Origin of the sequence: Allokutzneria oryzae (assembly GCF_042429765.1) — a bacterium.
In the GTDB taxonomy this organism is placed as follows: Bacteria; Actinomycetota; Actinomycetes; order Mycobacteriales; family Pseudonocardiaceae; genus Allokutzneria; species Allokutzneria oryzae.
The window spans coordinates 1-16,792 of record NZ_JBHLZU010000029.1 but is presented as its reverse complement, the minus strand read 5'-3'; the positions used below and the strand labels follow the sequence as shown (position 1 = coordinate 16,792).

The following is a 16,792-nucleotide window of genomic DNA, read 5'->3' as shown; positions in this document are numbered from 1 at the left end:
ACCGGCGGGCACGGGAGTTGATCTCGCGTATCAGGTTGATCATCAGATGACGAACGGGCGCTCCGGCTCGCGCCTCCGACCGGAAGTCCACTGTGGACTGATCGTCCCCATGCGATCGACTTCACCGCATCGTCGTCCGGCCGAGCAGCGCACTGTCCATTGCGGACCAGCACCCCCGCCGCAACCGCCGAGGCGTCCGCGCCAAACTCGACTTCAGAGCCTTGCAGAAATGGTCACAACGCGATTTGCACGGATCCTATTTGTCTAGAGCCCATGAAGAACGGGGCACTAGTGCACAAGAGTGAAGAATACCCGTCGACAATAGTGCATTTAACCAAACTACCCCGAAAAGCGCAGTGCCGTGACTCGACACGGCCGCAGGGCAGTGTCACACTGACCGCCGATGTTCATAACTGTGAGTGCACAGTCATAAACAGTCCGTGCACGGGTTCGTGAACCCCCGTGCCGGGGCGTGCAGATGACATCGAGGGGGAATCGACCCGTGAGGCGGATATACCTGGGTACGACACCAAGAACCGTCCTGGCCCTGATGGCGACAATGGCGATGACGGCATGCGCTCCCGGAATGGGCGGCCCGGCTTCCCCGCCCGGTGGAGCCTCGATGGAGGCAACGGGGAAGCCCATTAACCCGACTACCGGTCCCTGCCCGGCGGCCTCGACTTCCGCTGGCACTTCGGAAAGCGAGTCCGGCGGCGCTTCCGCGGTTCTCTCGGCAGCCACAGCGTTCGTGAACACACTCGACGAGAAGCAGAGAACCGCGGTGATGGCCGAGCGCACTCCGGCCACCCTGGCGCAGTGGTCGAACCTGCCGGGCCCCCTGGTCAAGCGGACCGGGCTGCGCATAGACACGCTGAACCAGCCGCAGCGGGACGCCGTGATGGCCATCCTGAAGGCCGCGCTGAGCCCGGAGGGCTACACCCAGGTGCGGCAGATCACCACCGCCGACGGCGTGCTGGCCTCCTCCGGGGGAGCGAACCTGGACTTCGGCGCCGACCACTACTGGGTCCGCATTCTCGGCACGCCCGCGGACACCGGAAAGTGGACCTTCCAGTACGACGGCCACCACCTGGCACTGAACATCAGCGTGGACGGCGGCGACATGACACTCGCGCCGAGCTTCTGGGGCGCCCAACCCGCCTCCTACGAGATCGCCGGGACGGCAGCCGAACCGTTGTGCGGAGAAACCGTGAAGGCGTTCGCCGTGATGGACGCGCTCGACGCCGACCAGCGAAAGCGGGCCACCCTCACCACACCGGTCAAAGAAATCGTGCTCGGCACCGGACAGGACGGAAAGACCCTTGCACCGGAAGGAATCACGGCCTCGTCCCTCAACGAGAACCAGAAGAAGCTGCTGCTGGACCTCATCCAGGAGTGGATCACCCCGCTCACCACGACCAACTCCGCGGCGAAACTGTCCGCGGCGAAGCAGAACCTGGACCAGGTGTCCTTCGCCTGGCACGGCGCGACCACGATCGGCAATCCCATCTACTACCGGGTAGTGGGTCCGATGTTCCTCATCGAGTTCGCCCACCAGCAGGGCGCAGGCCCGCTCGGGGGTGGCATCACCCATATCCATTCCATCTACCGCGAGCCTGGCAACGACTACGGCGCACAGTCCGGCTCATGACCGCACCACGGCCCTCGACGCATTCGGCAGCCGCGGTACTACTAGCCGTACTTGTCGCCGTCCTCGTGGCGGCACCGGCACAAGCGCACCCCAGCGACGAGGTCATTCAGCAGGTGTACCTGACCCCTGCGTCCGACGGTGTCACGGTCCAACTGGACCTCGCACCCGGTGTCCTGGTCTCACCGCGATTCGGCACCAAGGTGGACACCGACGGCAACGGCCAGCTCAGCGCGGACGAAGTCGACAAGCACGCCACCGCGGTTCGCTCCGCGCTGCACGCGACGGCCGACGGCAAGCCCCTGACCTTTACGCTGACCGAGCGCAGGTACCCGCCGCTCGAACTGCTCTCCTCAGGCGCTGGCGTGATCACCCTCGTGCTGACCGCGCCGCTGCCCGCCGACGCCGGGACCGTGACCATCACCGACAACTACGACCCCGGAACCACGTCGACAGTTCAGATGAGCGTGCTCAGCGGTGTCCCGCCACTCCGTCTCGGCCCCATCACCCGTGCAGAAGACGGCCGAACGATCGCGCTCTCCCTGCGTCCGGCCACCAGCGCGGCCGACGCGACCACACCTGCCGGGACCGGCACCGCAGCGGCACCGGACGCCTCAAGCGGATCGTCCATGCTGGACGCTCTGCGCCGCCCGCTCACCTCGCCGTGGGCGCTGCTCGCTCTGCTCGGAGCCTGTGCCCTGCTCGGCGCGTTGCACGCGCTCACACCCGGCCACGGAAAGACCTTGCTCGCCGCGTATCTCGTTGGTGAGCAAAGCAAACCCCGGCACGCGATCATGCTCGCCGTCGTGATCACCTTCACCCACACCGCCGCGGTACTGGCCTTGGGCGGCGCGGTTCTCCTACTGGGAGAACACGTTCTGCCCAGCTTTGTCGTGCCTGTCCTGACCATCGTCAGCGGCGCGCTGGTCCTGGTGCTGGGCATGCGGCTGCTGATCACCCGGTTGCGCCACGCCCGATCACCTGCACTCCACCACGGGCACGGGCATGGGCATGGGCACGGCACCGTCGGCATACGGAACCTCGCGACAATGGGGGTCTCCGCAGGCATGATCCCCTGCCCGGAGGCCCTGAGCGTCATGCTGCTCGCGATCGGGCTCAACCGCACCGCGCTCGGCATGGTCATGATCGTGGCGTTCAGCATCGGACTCGCCGCCGTGCTCGTCGGACTGGGCCTCGTCCTCGTCTCCGCCGTCCCGGCAACCACGCGCCTCACCCGCATCCGTCCACACTGGACAGCTGTTCGAATCCCCCTCCTGTCAGCCTTCGTCGTCACCGTGCTCGGCGGCACGATCGCCGTGGTCGGCATCGCGACCCTGGCCGCTTGAGGCCCCGATGACGCCGCTGCCGGTCAAGCGGCGTCATCGGCCACGGCCAGCACCGGGTAGTCGAGGTAGCCCTCCTCGCCGCCCGTGTACATCAGATGCTTGTCCCGCAACGGGTTCAGCGGTGCGCCGACACTCAGGCGTTCCACCAGGTCGGGGTTGGCCAGAAAGGCTCGGCCGAGCGAGATCAGATCGGCTCCCGCCTCCAGGAGTCGCTCGCCCTCGCGCCTGCCACCGTCTGCGGGCATCGGCCCCGGCCAGGGGAGCTTCGGGTTGGCGATGAGCGTGCTCGGCCAGGCTTCGCGGATGACGCGGAACAGCGGCTGGTCCGGCTCCGCGAAGACGACGTGCAGATAGGCGAGGCCGGAGTCGGCCAGCGCGCCGACGAGCTCGGGGTAGATGCGATCGGTGTCGCCCTCCTCGATGCCGTTGACGGTGACGCCGGGCGAGACGCGCAGGCCCACTCGGTCAGGGCCGACCGCGTCGGCGACTGCCCGCACCACGTCGACCGTGAACCGGATGCGACCTTCGACAGAGCCACCGTAGGCGTCGGTGCGACGGTTGGTGGCTCGCGCCAGGAACTGGTGCAGCAGGTAGCCGTTCGCGGAATGCACCTCCACGCCGTCGAAGCCCGCGTCGATCGCCTTGCGGGCGGCGGCGGCGAAGTCGTTCACCGTCGAGTCGATCTCAGCCGCGGTCATCTCCCGTGGCACGACAGCGGGCTGGTGCCCCCGCGAGGTGAAGATCGTGTCCGGCAGGGCGATCGGCGAGGGCGCCAGCGGTGTCAGCCCGCTGGTGTCGGGGTGGCCGACCCTGCCGCCGTGCTGCAGCTGCAGGAACATCCGTCCGCCCGCGGCCCGCACCGCGTCGGTGACCCCGCGCCATCCGGCCACGTGCGCGTCCTCGTGGATCGCGGGGATGTTGGGGTAGGTCCGCCCCACGGCGTTGGGGGTGGCCGCCTCGGCGATGATCAACCCAGCGGAGGCGCGCTGCGCGTAGTAGGTGGCCATGATCGGCTGCGGAACGCCGTCGGCCGCGGCGCGGGTCCGGGTCATCGGCGCCATCACCAGCCGGTTGGGCAGGAGCAGACCACCGACACGAGCGGGCTCGAAGAGCCGCGAGGGCTCGGGTGTGTTCGCCAGCGTGCTTGTCACGCGACCACGCTAAAACCTAACATCAGTGTCAGGTTCAAGCTCGCGGTCGACACGAGAGGTGGGCGAATGCGGATCGGCGAACTGGCTCGGCGCACCGGAGTCAGCGAGCGGTCCCTGCGCTACTACGAGAAGCAGGGTCTGCTGGCGGCCGAGCGAACCCACGGCGGTCACCGCGACTACCCCGAAGCCGCTGTCGACCGGGTCATCCGCATCCAGGAGCTGTTCGCCGCCGGGCTGCACAGCAAGAAGATCTCGCAGCTGCTCCCCTGCATGCGGGACACCGACGGCGGCCCGTCCGAGATCGCCGACGCCAAACTGGTCACCGAGCTCGTCGCGGAGCGGGAACGCATCGACCGGACGATCACGGACCTGGTTCGCTCCCGCGACGTCCTGGACGATGTGATCAGAACCGCCACGCGGTCGTGACGACCGCGCCGGACCCGGGCCCTGGTGCCGAAAGCTGACGCGGGTAGGCGACGAACGCCCTACGACTGGTTGTCCGGGCGATCCGAGACGCGGCAGCGGTGATGGGAGTGGCGAAGCTCGCCTGAGCACGCCTGAAACGACGTGCTCAGGCGGCGCCCTCCCCACACTGACCAGCTAGAACCGCGTGGAGGGCTGCCACAGCACTGACGTGGGTCGTTCGCCTGTCGTGGTGAACTCGGTTACCGCCTCGCGGATGGTGTCCAAGGGCAACGCAGCGGTTCTTTCGAAATGGTGTTCGGCGTCGACATCGAAAACCAGCTCTGGTGCGGTCTCCGCCGGTTCGGGGTTGAGGGTGTTCCACGCCCCGCCTGCCTCCTCGTCGGCGAGGACGAAGTTCAACGCACCCCATCCTGACTCCGGGTCGGTGGACACCCGGAGTTGGTGACCGGGAAAGGCGTGCTCCCCGTCGTCCTGGAACGTGGTGCACGGGCGGTCCCAGAGGTAGAGCAGCGTCGGCCACAGCGGGTGGGTGACGTCAACGGCCTCCCGCACCACCTCGGCGATCTCCTCGGGAGTGCGCGCGTGGCGCATGTGGTTGTCCAGGATCGCGGACAACACCACCTCGGTGCTGCTGGTCACGGTTGTGCCTCCCCTTCGATGATCTTCGGCCGGTCGGAGTCGGGCTCCCGCACTACGAGCGTGGAGCCCAGCGGCAGCAAGGCGCGCACCGCCGTGTAGCAGTCGAACCCGCCCCGGCACATCCGCTTGATGAGAACCACGACCGCATAGGTGATGTTCTCCTGACGCATTCGGTGCGCTCCCTTGGTCTCCACGTGCCTGGACGCATCCGGGTTGAATCCCTTCGGCATCGGCGGGAACAGTGGGGAGTCGATCAGCTTCTGGCCGATCGCGGCCGTTTCCCCCTTGCTGTCGCTGCCGCTGAGCATCGGGATGCTCACCCCGTCAGCGGTGAACCACGTCCCCCTGGTTTGCTTCGAGCCCTCCGTGGGGCGCAGCATCGTGCGTCGCACCTGTTCCGCCCATGCGGGGTCGAGCGTGCCGACCAAGGCGTGCCCGTCCCATCGGGAGGGATGCGGCACCTCCGTGTTGTCCGGCGACGATGCCCGGTCGCGGGGTGACATGGCGACGGTGGGCGCGACGTCGTTGGGAAAGACCTCGACCCGATAGTGATTGATCTGCTCAATGCAGCGGTCCAAGTCGTTCGCCGCGTCGGCGAAGTCCTGGGCTGCGGACCCGAGCAGGTTGAGAGCATCGCGCAGCGGGTAGTTCTCGGCGTTGCTGCCGTTGTCGGCGACCGCGTACACCCTTGGCCGGATCTCGTCGTGGATGCGCCGCACCAACTCCCGTAGCGCTTCCTGCGGGAGGTCTGCGGGGATGGTCCGCAGAGTCACGATGATTTCGGCGAGCAGGCTCACCATGGTTGCGTCAGCCCCGTAACCGCCTCCTCCAAACAGGTGGCGGCGCAGTGCAGCCGAGCAATGCCCTCGGTGACTTTCCGTGCCGCTTCAGCGGCATAGGCGGTCGCCGTGGCGGGTTCATGCCGGAGTGACCCGGTCCACGCGACCGCAAGCCTTGTGCACGCGTGCTCGATTGCTTCTCTGTGCTTGGACGCTTCGCCGGTCAGTTCGCGCGTGTACGTCGCAGCGCTGCGGAGTGCGCCCGCGTCGGCCTCTGGTTCGGCTTCCATGCCCCCCTTGCGTGCGGTGTTCTCAGCGTGATCCATCGCGATCGCCCCCGGTGAACGCCTGCCGGCGTGGGTGCCGACGCTCGTGCAGGGGTTGCCCGCGCCGTGTCCAGAACGGGGGACCGCAGGTGTCTCTTGTCGCGCTCGGCAAGGATCACCGACCGAGGCAGGGCAGCAAACAGGGAGACATCGGGGATCGTGGCACGTGCAGGAAAGCCGGGTCCATGATGACTGCGGCAACGAGAGGTGTGCGCGCCTTGCAACCACCGCGGGCGGCTCTGTAGGACCTCCCCTCATGAGTACGAAACGGGGTTCAGCGCCCCTGGAAGCACTGCGGGTGAGACTGGGGCATTGGCAGGACACCACCAGGCGCCCGTGTTCTCAGCCGGGATCCAGGACGCGCTTGAGGAAACGCCGGGTCCGCGCCTCTCGCGGGTCGCCGATCACCTGGGCGCTCGTGCCCTTCTCGACGATGACGCCGCCGTCGAGGAACAGGACCTGGTCGGCGACCTGCTCGGCGAAACGGATCTCGTGGGTGACGATCACCGTCGTCCAGCCCTCCGCGGCCAGGTCCCTGATCACCGCCAGCACCTCGCCGACCAGCTCGGGGTCCAGCGCGGAGGTCGGCTCGTCGAAGAGCACCACGCGCGGCTTCAGCGCCAGGGCGCGCGCGATCCCTACGCGCTGCTGCTGACCGCCGGAGAGCTGGAACGGGTAGGCGTCGACGCGGTCGCCGAGTCCCACTTGGTCGAGCAGGACCTTCGCGTCGGCGACGGCCTCCTCACGGGGGCGCCGCTGCGCGAGGACCGGGCCCTCGATGACGTTCTCCAGGACGGTGCGGTGCGGGAAGAGGTTGTGGGACTGGAACACCATCCCGCTCTGCGCGCGCAACCGCTCGCTCTGCCTCCGCCCTGCCTTGCCCGGTGGCAGCCGGGCGAAGTCGATCTCGACGTCGTCGATCCCGACGACACCGCGCTCGGGAACCTCCAGCGCGTTGAGCGAGCGCAGCACCGTGGTCTTGCCCGATCCGGACGGTCCCAACAGGACGGTCGACGTTCCGCGCGCGGACTCGAAGTCGATGCCGCGCAGGACGTGCTGGCCGCCGAAGGACTTCTCCAGCCCCCGAACCCGGATGCCGGTGTTCTGCTCTGCGGTGTCGGTCATGTCGTCACATACCTGTTCAGTCGGGTCTCCAGTCGCTTCTGCGCGGCGGAGAGCGCGGCGCAGATGACCCAGTAGTACAGCCCGGCGAAGGCGTACAGGGCCAAGAACTCGTTGCTCTCCGCCGCCGCGAGCTGGGACTCGCGGAAGAGCTCCGTCAGCAGCACCACCGACCCCAGCGAGGTGTCCTTCACCAGCGAGAGCAGGGTGTTGGACAACGGGGGAACGGCGATCCTCGCCGCCTGCGGAAGGACGATCCGGCGCAGCGTGAGGGAGTAGCCGAGGCCGATCGTCGCCGCCGCCTCGAACTGGCCCTTCGGCACCGACAGGATCGACGAGCGCACGACCTCGGCCGCGTACCCGGCCACGTTGAGGCTGAAGGCGATCACGGCGGCGGTGAACGGCGGGAACTTCAGCCCGAGCTGCGGCAGCCCGTAGAAGACGATGAACAGCTGCACCAGCAGCGGGGTGCCACGGATGATCGAGATGAACGCGCGGGCGATGCCGGACAGGACGCGGTAGGGCGAGATCCGGGCGAGGGCGACGAACACGGCGAGCACGAGCCCGATCGCGAAGCTCAGCGCGGTCAGTGGGATCGTCACCTTGACCAGCCCGACGAACATCGGCCACGCCGTGCTGCCGAGCACCTCCCAGGTGCCGCGGGCACCGCGCCCCTGGGACAGGTCCGCGGTCCCGCCGTCGGGCACGGAGACGTCGGCCTTGAAGTACTTCTGCGAGATCGCCCGCAACGTCCCATCGGCCTTGAGCGCGGCGATCGCCTGGTTCGCCTGGGCCAGCAGGGCTTGGTCGTCCTTGCGGAAGGTGAGGACCTGCTCGCTGGTCTTCTCTTCGGCGTTCCCGGCGATCTCGACGTCCTTGGAGCCGGTGCTGGCCAGGTAGTCCAGCACGGCGATGTTGTCGTTGACGATCGCGTCGACCCTGCCCTGCACGAGCAGCGCGGCCGCCTGGGCGAACCCCTCGACGGCCTCGACCTTCGCCCCGGCCTCGCGCGCGACCTTCGCCCAGTTGCTGGTGCTGGACTGCGCGGTGGTCCTGCCCTTGATGTCGGCCAGCGTCGTGATGGCGGTGTCGCCGGTGCGCCGGACGACCACGCCACGGGAATGGGTGTAGGTGCTGGAGAGCCCGTACTTGGCCGCGCGCTCGGCGTTCGCGGAGACCTGGTTGGCGATGACGTCGATCCGCCGGGCGTCCAGCGCGGGGAAGACCGCGTCCCACTGCGTCTCGACGAACTCCAGCCGCCACCCGGCCTTGCCGGCGACCGCCCTGATCACCTCGATGTCGTAGCCGGTGAGCTCCTGGGTCTTCTGGTCGTGGAAGGAGAACGGCGGGTAGGTGCCCTCCGTGCCGACCCGGACCACGGGTTGCTGGGCGTCCTGCGCCGCGGCCACGCTCGCCTGAGCGGGCAGGACGATCACCAACAGCAGGAACAGCACCACGCTCCTGAGCGCGTGTCGCATCAGCGACTCCCTCGACATCGGCCAGGTGCCCTGGATCCGGCACCGGTGAGGGAGAGTAGATCGATCCAGAGCGTGATGCCCGGTGATCCACTATGCGGGATCGCGCCCTGGAGGCGGTGGACCTGATCGCCGTGTCAGGAGTCGTGTCAGGCCGAGGGCAGGTCGGTGTCAGGCCGGCCGATGACAGTGGTCGCATGACGGATTCGGCGATCATGGCTTCGGGGCTGCGAAAGGCCTACCAAGACAAAGTCGTGCTTGACGGCATCGATCTGGATGTCCGTGCGGGTACGGTCTTCTCCCTGCTCGGTCCGAACGGGGCGGGCAAGACCACGACGGTGAACGTGCTCACCACGTTGGTGAAGGCCGACGGCGGGACGGTCCGCGTTGCCGGGCACGACGTGGCGACCGAGGCCAAGGCGGTCCGCGCGGCGATCGGGGTCACCGGCCAGTTCGCGGCGGTGGACGAGCTGCTGACGGGACAGGAGAACCTGCAGCTGATGGTGGACCTGAACCGGGTCCACCCCAACCGCGGCAAGCGGATCGTCACGGAGCTGCTGGAACGCTTCGACCTGGTCGAGTCGGCGCAGAAGCCCGCGTCGACCTACTCCGGGGGTATGCGCCGGAAGCTCGACCTGGCGATGACGCTCGTCGGCAACCCGCGGATCATCTTCCTGGACGAGCCGACGACAGGTCTGGACCCGCGCAGCCGCCGCACGATGTGGTCGATCATCCGTGAGATGGTCGCCGATGGCGTGACCATCTTCCTCACCACCCAGTACCTCGCGGAAGCCGACCAGCTCGCCGATCGGATCGCGGTGCTCGACCAGGGCCGCCTGGTCGCCCAGGGCACTCCCGACGAGCTCAAGCGCCAGGTCCCCGGGACCCACGTCCGGCTCCGGTTCACCACCGCGGCCGAACTCGACGCGGCCGCGCGGATCATCACCGGCTCCACGCGGGACGACGAGGCACTGACCCTGCGGGTTCCCAGCGACGGCGGGACGAAGTCGTTGCGGGCCCTGCTGGACAGGCTCGACGAGTACTCGCTCAACGCCGAGGGCCTCACCGTGCACACGCCGGACCTCGATGACGTTTTCCTCGCCCTCACGGGCCACACCACGGAGGTGGTCGCGAAGTGAAGTCCCATTCGATGGTGATGTTGCGTCGCAACTTCAAGCACATCGCCCGGAACCCGACCTCGGTGTTCAACGCGGTCCTGATGCCGGTCGTGGTCATGTTGATGTTCGTGTACATGCTGGGTGACGCTTTCAGCGTCGGTGTCGACTACGTCGACTACGCGACGCCCGGCCTGCTCCTGATGGCCGTCTGCTACGGGTTGGGGTCCGTGGCGACGTCGGTGAGCTCCGACATGACCAAGGGCGTCATCAACCGGTTCAAGGTCATGGACGTCTCGCGCGGCGCGGTGCTGACCGGTCACGTCATCGCCAGCGTGCTGACCAACCTGGTCGCAGTCGCGGCGATCATCGGAGTCGCCTTCCTGCTGGGGTTCAGCCCGTCGGCGAGCTTCCTCGGCTGGCTCGGCGTGATCGGTGTCGTCGTGCTGCTCGGTTTCGCGGCCGGCTGGCTCACGGTCGCGCTGGGACTGGCGGCGAAGTCCCCGGAGACGGCGGGGCTGGCCTCGGTGCCGCTGGTCATGCTCCCGTTCTTCAGCAGCGCGATCGTGCCCGCGGAGAAGATGGGTCCTGGACTCCGGGAGTTCGCGGAGTACCAGCCCTTCACACCGATCATCGAGACCCTGCGCGGGCTGCTCGACGGCGCGCCTGCCACCGGCGACGTGATCGCCGCCCTCGCCTGGTGCGTCGGGATCGCTCTGGTCGGGTACCTGTGGGCGTCCTCCACGTTCACGAAGCGAGCGTGACCTCGGCCAGCTCGCGCCAGCTCGCCCGCGTCCCCTCCTGAGTCGCCTCGGTGAACCGCGTGTCACCGAGGCGACTTCGCGTGGCCTGCTCGATCCGGGTCACATCCGGTTGGGAACGGTCCGGCAGACCGCGCACACCGATGCTCGCCGCGAGCAGGCGCGCTGACTGCTCGTACTGTTCCTGGCGCAGCGCCAGGTCCGCAATCCCGAGGAGCACCTGCGCGATCAACGGTGCGGTCCCGTGCTCGGACGCCGCACTGAAGGCCGCGATGCGGTGATCACGAGCCTTGTCGAGATCCTCGGCCAGGTAGCCGAGGATGTCCTGTCGCATCGCACGGACCTGTGCCCGCTCGGCGGCGTTGCCCAGCATGGCTGTCGCGACGTCGAGTTGCCGGTGTGCCTGCTCGGCGTCGCCGCTCCAGCGGGCGAGTTCCGCCTTCGACAGTGCCAGCTCGGTCAGCGCCTCCGGCCAGGCAACCCGTTCCGCGGACCGCTGCGCCTGCGCCATCGCGGCCGCGCTCGACTCCTCGTCACCCGACAGCCAGTACAACTGGGCCTGCCGCGACCGCATCCGCACGACGTCCTCGATGGCGCCGACCTCGGTGACGACCGCGATCGCCTGTTCGTAGTACTCGCACGCACCGGCGAACTCGCCGCGCATGGCGATTCGATCCGCCAGCTCGGTCAGGGCGAAGGACATCCCCCACCGTTCGCCCAGCGCGCGGAACTCGGTGAGCGCTGTCTCAAGATCGGCGTCCGCGTCCCGGCCGCCGTCGCCCGCCATGATCCGCATCTTGCCGAGCTGCAACCGGGCAAGAGCGCGAGCCCAGGCGTCTTCGTTGGTGAGCAGCGGTTCCCACGCGGACACGTACGCGTCCGGCTCTTGCACCAGGCGTTCCAGTGCGGCGACCAGGCCCACGGCCGGGTGACGGCTCTGGACCCGCCTACTGATCTCGTACACCTCGTGGATCCATTCCGCGGCCTGGTGCTGGTCACTCCCCCGCCCGGAGGTCAAGAACCCCGCGGCGAACGCGTACACCACGGCCCGGACCTCGTCAGCCACCTCGCCGGGCACGGCGGTGGCCGCCATGATCAGCTCGTTGCCCTCCGCCTTGTGCCCGCCGAGCCACCAGTACCAGCCGGCGACCGCCGCGAGCCGCATCGCCCCGTCCGCATCGCCGGCCGCGAGCGCTCCGCGCATCGCGGCGGTGATGTTGTCGTGCTCGACCTCAAGCGCGGCAAGCCATTCCAGCTGCTCGGCGCGGCGAAGACGCGGCTCCGCGGTTTCGGCGAGCTCGGTGAGGTACGCGAGATGCGCGCGGCGCGTCGGTTCCGATTCCCCCGCCTCCGTGAGCCGCTGCTCGGCGTACTCCTTGACCGTGCCGAGCATCCGGTAGCGCGGCGCACCCTCGCCGTAGGTGACCACCAGCGACTTCTCGGTCAACGCGGTCAGCAGCTCAAGCACTTCCCGCGCCTCGACCGCATCGCCCGCGCAGACCCGCTCTGCCGCTTCCTGGCTCGCGCCACCGGCGAACACCGCGAGCCTGCGCAGCACCATCCGTTCGGCGTCGGTGAGCAGGTCCCAGCTCCAGTCGATCACCGCACGCAGCGTCCGGTGCCGTGGCAGCGCGGTGCGACTGCCGCCGGTCAGCAGGCGGAACCGGTCGTCGAGCCGGTTGGCGAGCTGTTCGAGGGACATCGTGCGCAGCCTGGCCGCGGCGAGCTCGATCGCCAGCGGCATCCCGTCCACCGCCCGGCAGATGCGCGCCAGGGTCGACGACGTGCGGGCGTCGGTCGCGAGATCGTTGCGCACCGCGCCGGCTCGGTCCCGCAGCAGCCGGACGGCAGGAGAGGACTCGATCTCGCCGGGGCCGGCCTCCTCAGCGGGCATGACCAACGGCGCGACCGCCCACAGCGCCTCACCGGTGATGCCGAGGGGTTCCCTGCTCGTCGCGAGGATCCGCAGCCGCCGACACTCCCCGAGCACCCGGTGGGCGAACGCCGCCGCGGACTCGATCACGTGCTCGCAGTTGTCCAGAACCAGCACCATCGCCCGCTCGCGGACCGCGGCGACGACCCGGTCCGCCGGCTCCGCCTCCGGTGCCTCACCGACCAGCGGATCCCGCAGTCCGAGCGCGTCGAGCGTCGCCTGCGCCACGTCACCGTCGGCGCCGATGGCAGCGAGCTCGACCAGCCAGGCCCCGTCCGGCTGGTCGCCGAGCAGCGTGCGCGCGGTTTCCGTTGCCAGCCTGGTCTTCCCCGAGCCGCCCGGCCCGATCAGGGTGGTGAGCCGATGCCCGGCGACGAGCCCGCGGACGGCGGCGACATCGGCGTCCTTGCCGACGAAGCTGGTCAGCTCGGCGCGCAGGTTGGTCTTGCGGCTCTCCTCCCGCCGTCCCAACTCGCCCCGCAGCAGCGCGAGGTGCACAGCGGACAGCTCCGGCGAGGGGTCGACACCCAGCTCGTCGGCCAGGGTTTCCCTCGTGCGCTCGTACACGAGCAGCGCCTCGGTGTCGCGACCGGTAGCGACGAGGGCACGCATCAACGCGGCGACAAGCCGTTCTCGCACGGGATGCGCGGCCACCAAGTCGGTCAGTTCCGTGATCAGCTTCGCCCCGTGACCGAGGTTGACCTCCGCGTCGAACCGGTCCTCCATGGCTGTCAGGCGTAGCCCTTCGAGCCGGGTGACCGCCGCGTCGAACGCCGCACTGTCCTGCAATCCGACGTCCTGCATGGCAGCACCGCGCCACAACGCGAGGGCCTCGCGCAGCCGCCGTGGATCCTCGTCATCGCGGGACTGACCGACGAGCCGTTCGAACCGCACCGCGTCGACGGCATCGGGGTCCACCGTCAGCCGGTAGCCGTTCGCATGTCCTTCGACCGACCCTTCCGGCAGCGCCTTCCGCAGCCGGGAAACCAAGCGTTGCAAGGCATTTGCCGCCTCGGAGGGCGGGTGCTCACCCCAGATCCAGTCGATGAGCGCCGCCTTCGGGACCACCTGACCTGGTTGGAGCGCGAGTGCGACCAGCAGTCCGCGCAGCCGGGCACCCGGAACGTCGGCCAGGACGCCGTCATCCGTGCGAACTTCGAATGACCCAAGCATCCCGATCTGCACCTGGCTGATTTTGCCACGGGCGGCTGACAGGCCTCGGACTGCTGACGCGGCGCAGCGGGGTGCCGGGGCGACGGCCCCGGGTGGGTCCGGTCGGTGTCTGAGCCGTGTCAGAGTCGTGTCAGGCCCGTCGGCGACCGTGGTCACGACAACCGCCACGGAAGGAATCCGATGAGCCAGACGGTTCCCGTCCCGCACGGCCTCCCCATGGAGCGCGATGCGAGCCCCTTCGACCCGCCCCGCCAGGTCACCCGGCTGCGCGAGGCCCGCCCGGTCAGCCCCCTGGTCTTCCCCGACGGTCACGAGGGCTGGCTCGTCACCGGCTACGACGCGGTCCGCCAGGTCATGGCCGACACCCGGTTCAGCTCCCGTCTGGACATCGGCGTCGTCCACGTGCCCTACGAGACCCCCGGCATGCCCGTTCAGACCGAACCGTCCCCGCAGATCCCGGGCATGTTCATCGCCATGGACCCACCGGACCACGGCCGGCTGCGGAAGAGGCTCACCGGCGCCTTCACCGTCAAGCGCATGAAGATGCTCGAAGAGCACATCAACGAGATCACCGAGCGGCAGCTGGACCACTTGGCGCGCCTGACGCCGCCGGTCGACCTGGTCGCCGAGTTCGCGCTGCCGGTGCCGTCACTGGTGATCTGCGAGCTGCTCGGTGTCCCGTACGCCGACCGGGAGACCTTCCAGGTCAACTCCGCCAAGTTCATGGTCAGGGACCAGCGGCTCGACGAGAAGATGGCCGCCTACGGCGCGCTGACCGGCTACCTCGCCGACCTGGTCACGCGCAAGCGCGCCGAGCCCGGCGACGACATCCTGTCCGACCTGGCCAGCCATGACGACCTCACCGTCGAGGAGCTGACCGGCGCCGCCTTCCTGCTGCTGCTCGCGGGCCACGAGACCACCGCCAACATGCTGGCGCTGGGCGCCTTCGCGCTCCTGGAGAACCCCGAACAGCTGGCCGCGCTGCGCGCCGACCCGGACCTGGTCCGCGATGCCGTCGAGGAGATCCTGCGCTACCTGTCCGTCGCCGACGTCTTCCTCCGCTACGCCACAGAGGACATCGAGCTGGGCGGCGAAACGATCGGCAAGGGATCGACCGTCGTCGTCTCCCTGCTCGCCGCCAACCACGACCCCCAGCGCTTCGACGACCCCGACACCCTGGACGTCCACCGCAAGGCACGCGGTCACCTGGCCTTCGGCCACGGCGTCCACCAGTGCCTCGGCCAGCAGCTGGCCCGCATCGAGATGCGCGCCGGTTTCGACGGACTGCTGCGCCGCTTCCCGACCCTGAAGCTCGCCGTCCCCGCGGGCGAGGTGAAACTCAGGACCGACATGAACATCTACGGCGTCCACGAGCTTCCGGTCACCTGGACGGACACGGCCAGGTGACACCATCGGCCGAGCGTGTCACCTGCTGGCGACGGCGGCCGCATACTGGCCGCCTGAGCCCGCCAGGAGCGGTCTGCGGCTGACCGAGGATCGCGCGTCGAACTTTCTTGTGCGGGTTGTCGATTCTGGTGGTCGCCGTTCGACGCACTGGTGACAGCACGTCCGAACAAGCAAGGAGCACACTATGCGCACCCTGATCGCCACCGCGTTCGTCTCGCTCGACGGCGTCGTCGAAGGGCCCGGGGGCGAACCGGGTTACCGCAACTCGGGCTGGACCTTCCAGGGCATCGAGTTCGACGAGGCCGCCTACGAGCTCAAGGGCCGTGAGCAGGACCAGGCCACCGCGATGATGATGGGCCGGGCCAGCTACGAGGCGTTCTCGCCGGTGTGGCCGGGCATGACCGTGGACTTCGCCGGCTACAACGCGATGCCCAAGTACGTCGTGTCCACCACCCTGCGGGAGGAGGACCTGGTGTCCGACTGGGGCCAGATCACCATCCTCCGCTCCTTGGAGGACGTCGCCGCGCTCAAGCGGACCGAGGGCGGGCCGATCATCGTCCACGGCAGCGCCGCCCTCAACCGCGACCTCTCCGACGCCGGACTGATCGACCGCTACCACCTGCTGGTCTTCCCGGTCCTTCTCGGCGCGGGCAAGCGACTGTTCAGCTCCACCGACAAGGACAAGCAGAGCCTCACGCTCGTCGAGAGCGAGTCCTACGGCAACGGCATCCAGAAGCTGGTCTACGACGTCACCCGCTGACCATCCCGGCTGGGCCAACCTCCTCGAAGGCCGGCCCCGCACCCTCTGCCCGCCCCCGTGCCCCCGTACCCCCGTGCGCGCATGGCCTGGCTGACGTGGTCGGGGTTCTCGCGTTTTGTCACCTTGATGCGCGAAAGAGCGCTCTCATTTCGCATTAAGCCTACAAAACGCGAAATGAGGGGCACGCGGGTGAGGAGGCCAGGGGGTGGTGAGGAGGCCAGGGGGTGGCGAGGGGGCCAGGGGGTGGCGAGGGGGCCCGGGGGTGGCGAGGGGGCCCGGGGTGGCGAGGGGGCCCGGGGTGGCGAGGTGGTGTTACCACTCGCGGGACACGACCTAGGCACAGTTCACTGGGGCGTCTCCTGAAACAAGCGCGCTCCTGGCCGGTGCGGCGCCCTGCCGTGGACAGGGCGCCGCGCGTCGGCGGTCAGCGGCTCCAGCGAGGGTCGCGGCCGAGGTAACGCAGCAGAACGGCGACGTCGTCGTCGCCCGGCTCACCCGGCAGCGCGGGCGCGTAAGCGCCGTAGGCGCGAAGGGGCTCCACGATCTGCTGCGCGACGGGGAGGAGTTCCTTCGCGAGCGCGGGCGACAGCGGAGAGGGAGCCCCAGCGGCCACCGCCAGGTCCCAGGCGTGCACGGCGGCGTCGAGGGCGCACGCGCCCACGCCCAGCGCCGCGGGCATGGAGTTGGGCGGCACCGGGACGGACACGTTCTCGGCGTCGGCGGCGACGCCGGAC

Annotated in this window: 14 protein-coding genes; 7 read left to right on the top strand and 7 right to left on the bottom strand. The window is 68.9% G+C overall.

From position 1 onward, the window contains the following. Positions 1–478: 478 nt before the first annotated feature. On the top strand, positions 479–1,648 hold the full coding sequence (locus tag ACFFQA_RS33330; protein ID WP_377860958.1) for a DUF3500 domain-containing protein: 1,170 nt from the start codon (positions 479–481) through the stop codon (positions 1,646–1,648). Continuing rightward, on the top strand, positions 1,645–2,991 hold the full coding sequence (locus ACFFQA_RS33325; RefSeq protein ID WP_377860956.1) for a hypothetical protein: 1,347 nt from the start codon (positions 1,645–1,647) through the stop codon (positions 2,989–2,991). The genes ACFFQA_RS33330 and ACFFQA_RS33325 overlap by 4 nt, the downstream gene beginning before the upstream one ends. A 23-nt stretch (positions 2,992–3,014) precedes the next feature. Here the strand turns inward: ACFFQA_RS33325 and ACFFQA_RS33320 are convergent, their stop codons facing one another. Beyond that, positions 3,015–4,142, bottom strand: coding sequence for an alkene reductase (locus ACFFQA_RS33320; RefSeq protein ID WP_377860954.1), 1,128 nt, complete (start codon positions 4,140–4,142; stop codon positions 3,015–3,017). A 66-nt stretch (positions 4,143–4,208) separates the two neighbouring features. Between ACFFQA_RS33320 and ACFFQA_RS33315 the strand changes: the two genes are divergently transcribed. Next, positions 4,209–4,568 (top strand): MerR family transcriptional regulator, encoded by a 360-nt coding sequence (locus tag ACFFQA_RS33315; RefSeq protein WP_377860952.1) that lies wholly within the window; start codon positions 4,209–4,211, stop codon positions 4,566–4,568. Positions 4,569–4,742: 174 nt separating this feature from the next. Here the strand turns inward: ACFFQA_RS33315 and ACFFQA_RS33310 are convergent, their stop codons facing one another. From ACFFQA_RS33310 to ACFFQA_RS33295, 4 genes are all read right to left on the bottom strand, one after another. After that, entirely contained in the window at positions 4,743–5,207 is a 465-nt protein-coding gene (locus tag ACFFQA_RS33310; protein WP_377860951.1) for an Imm1 family immunity protein, read from the bottom strand. Next, on the bottom strand, positions 5,204–5,980 hold the full coding sequence (locus ACFFQA_RS33305) for a DddA-like double-stranded DNA deaminase toxin (RefSeq protein ID WP_377860949.1): 777 nt from the start codon (positions 5,978–5,980) through the stop codon (positions 5,204–5,206). Before ACFFQA_RS33305 ends, ACFFQA_RS33310 begins: the two co-directional genes overlap by 4 nt. 674 nt (positions 5,981–6,654) lie before the next feature. Further along, a complete protein-coding gene (locus ACFFQA_RS33300) occupies positions 6,655–7,437 on the bottom strand; it encodes an amino acid ABC transporter ATP-binding protein (protein ID WP_377860947.1) in 783 nt (260 codons plus the stop codon). Further along, positions 7,434–8,912 (bottom strand): ABC transporter substrate-binding protein/permease, encoded by a 1,479-nt coding sequence (locus ACFFQA_RS33295; protein WP_377860945.1) that lies wholly within the window; start codon positions 8,910–8,912, stop codon positions 7,434–7,436. The genes ACFFQA_RS33300 and ACFFQA_RS33295 overlap by 4 nt, the downstream gene beginning before the upstream one ends. 194 nt (positions 8,913–9,106) lie before the next feature. Here ACFFQA_RS33295 and ACFFQA_RS33290 point away from each other — a divergent pair, with 194 nt between their 5' ends. Both ACFFQA_RS33290 and ACFFQA_RS33285 read left to right on the top strand, forming a co-directional pair. Next, positions 9,107–10,048, top strand: coding sequence for an ATP-binding cassette domain-containing protein (locus ACFFQA_RS33290; protein ID WP_377860943.1), 942 nt, complete (start codon positions 9,107–9,109; stop codon positions 10,046–10,048). 17 nt (positions 10,049–10,065) lie between these two features. Further along, positions 10,066–10,788, top strand: coding sequence for an ABC transporter permease (locus ACFFQA_RS33285; protein WP_377860996.1), 723 nt, complete (start codon positions 10,066–10,068; stop codon positions 10,786–10,788). Here the strand turns inward: ACFFQA_RS33285 and ACFFQA_RS33280 are convergent. Beyond that, positions 10,772–13,903, bottom strand: coding sequence for an ATP-binding protein (locus ACFFQA_RS33280; protein WP_377860941.1), 3,132 nt, complete (start codon positions 13,901–13,903; stop codon positions 10,772–10,774). The two genes, ACFFQA_RS33285 and ACFFQA_RS33280, sit on opposite strands and share 17 nt — an antisense overlap. A 168-nt stretch (positions 13,904–14,071) precedes the next feature. Here ACFFQA_RS33280 and ACFFQA_RS33275 point away from each other — a divergent pair, with 168 nt between their 5' ends. Then, positions 14,072–15,298 carry a cytochrome P450 gene (locus ACFFQA_RS33275; protein WP_377860939.1) on the top strand — a complete coding sequence of 409 codons (1,227 nt, stop codon included), beginning with the start codon at positions 14,072–14,074 and terminating at the stop codon, positions 15,296–15,298. A 184-nt stretch (positions 15,299–15,482) separates the two neighbouring features. Beyond that, the gene (locus ACFFQA_RS33270; protein ID WP_377860937.1) at positions 15,483–16,058 is read left to right on the top strand and encodes a dihydrofolate reductase family protein; all 576 of its coding nucleotides are present in this window, start codon (positions 15,483–15,485) and stop codon (positions 16,056–16,058) included. A gap of 424 nt (positions 16,059–16,482) precedes the next feature. Here ACFFQA_RS33270 and ACFFQA_RS33265 read toward each other — a convergent pair. Further along, positions 16,483–16,792: DinB family protein (locus ACFFQA_RS33265; protein WP_512699669.1), on the bottom strand; the 310-nt coding region annotated here is incomplete at its 5' end.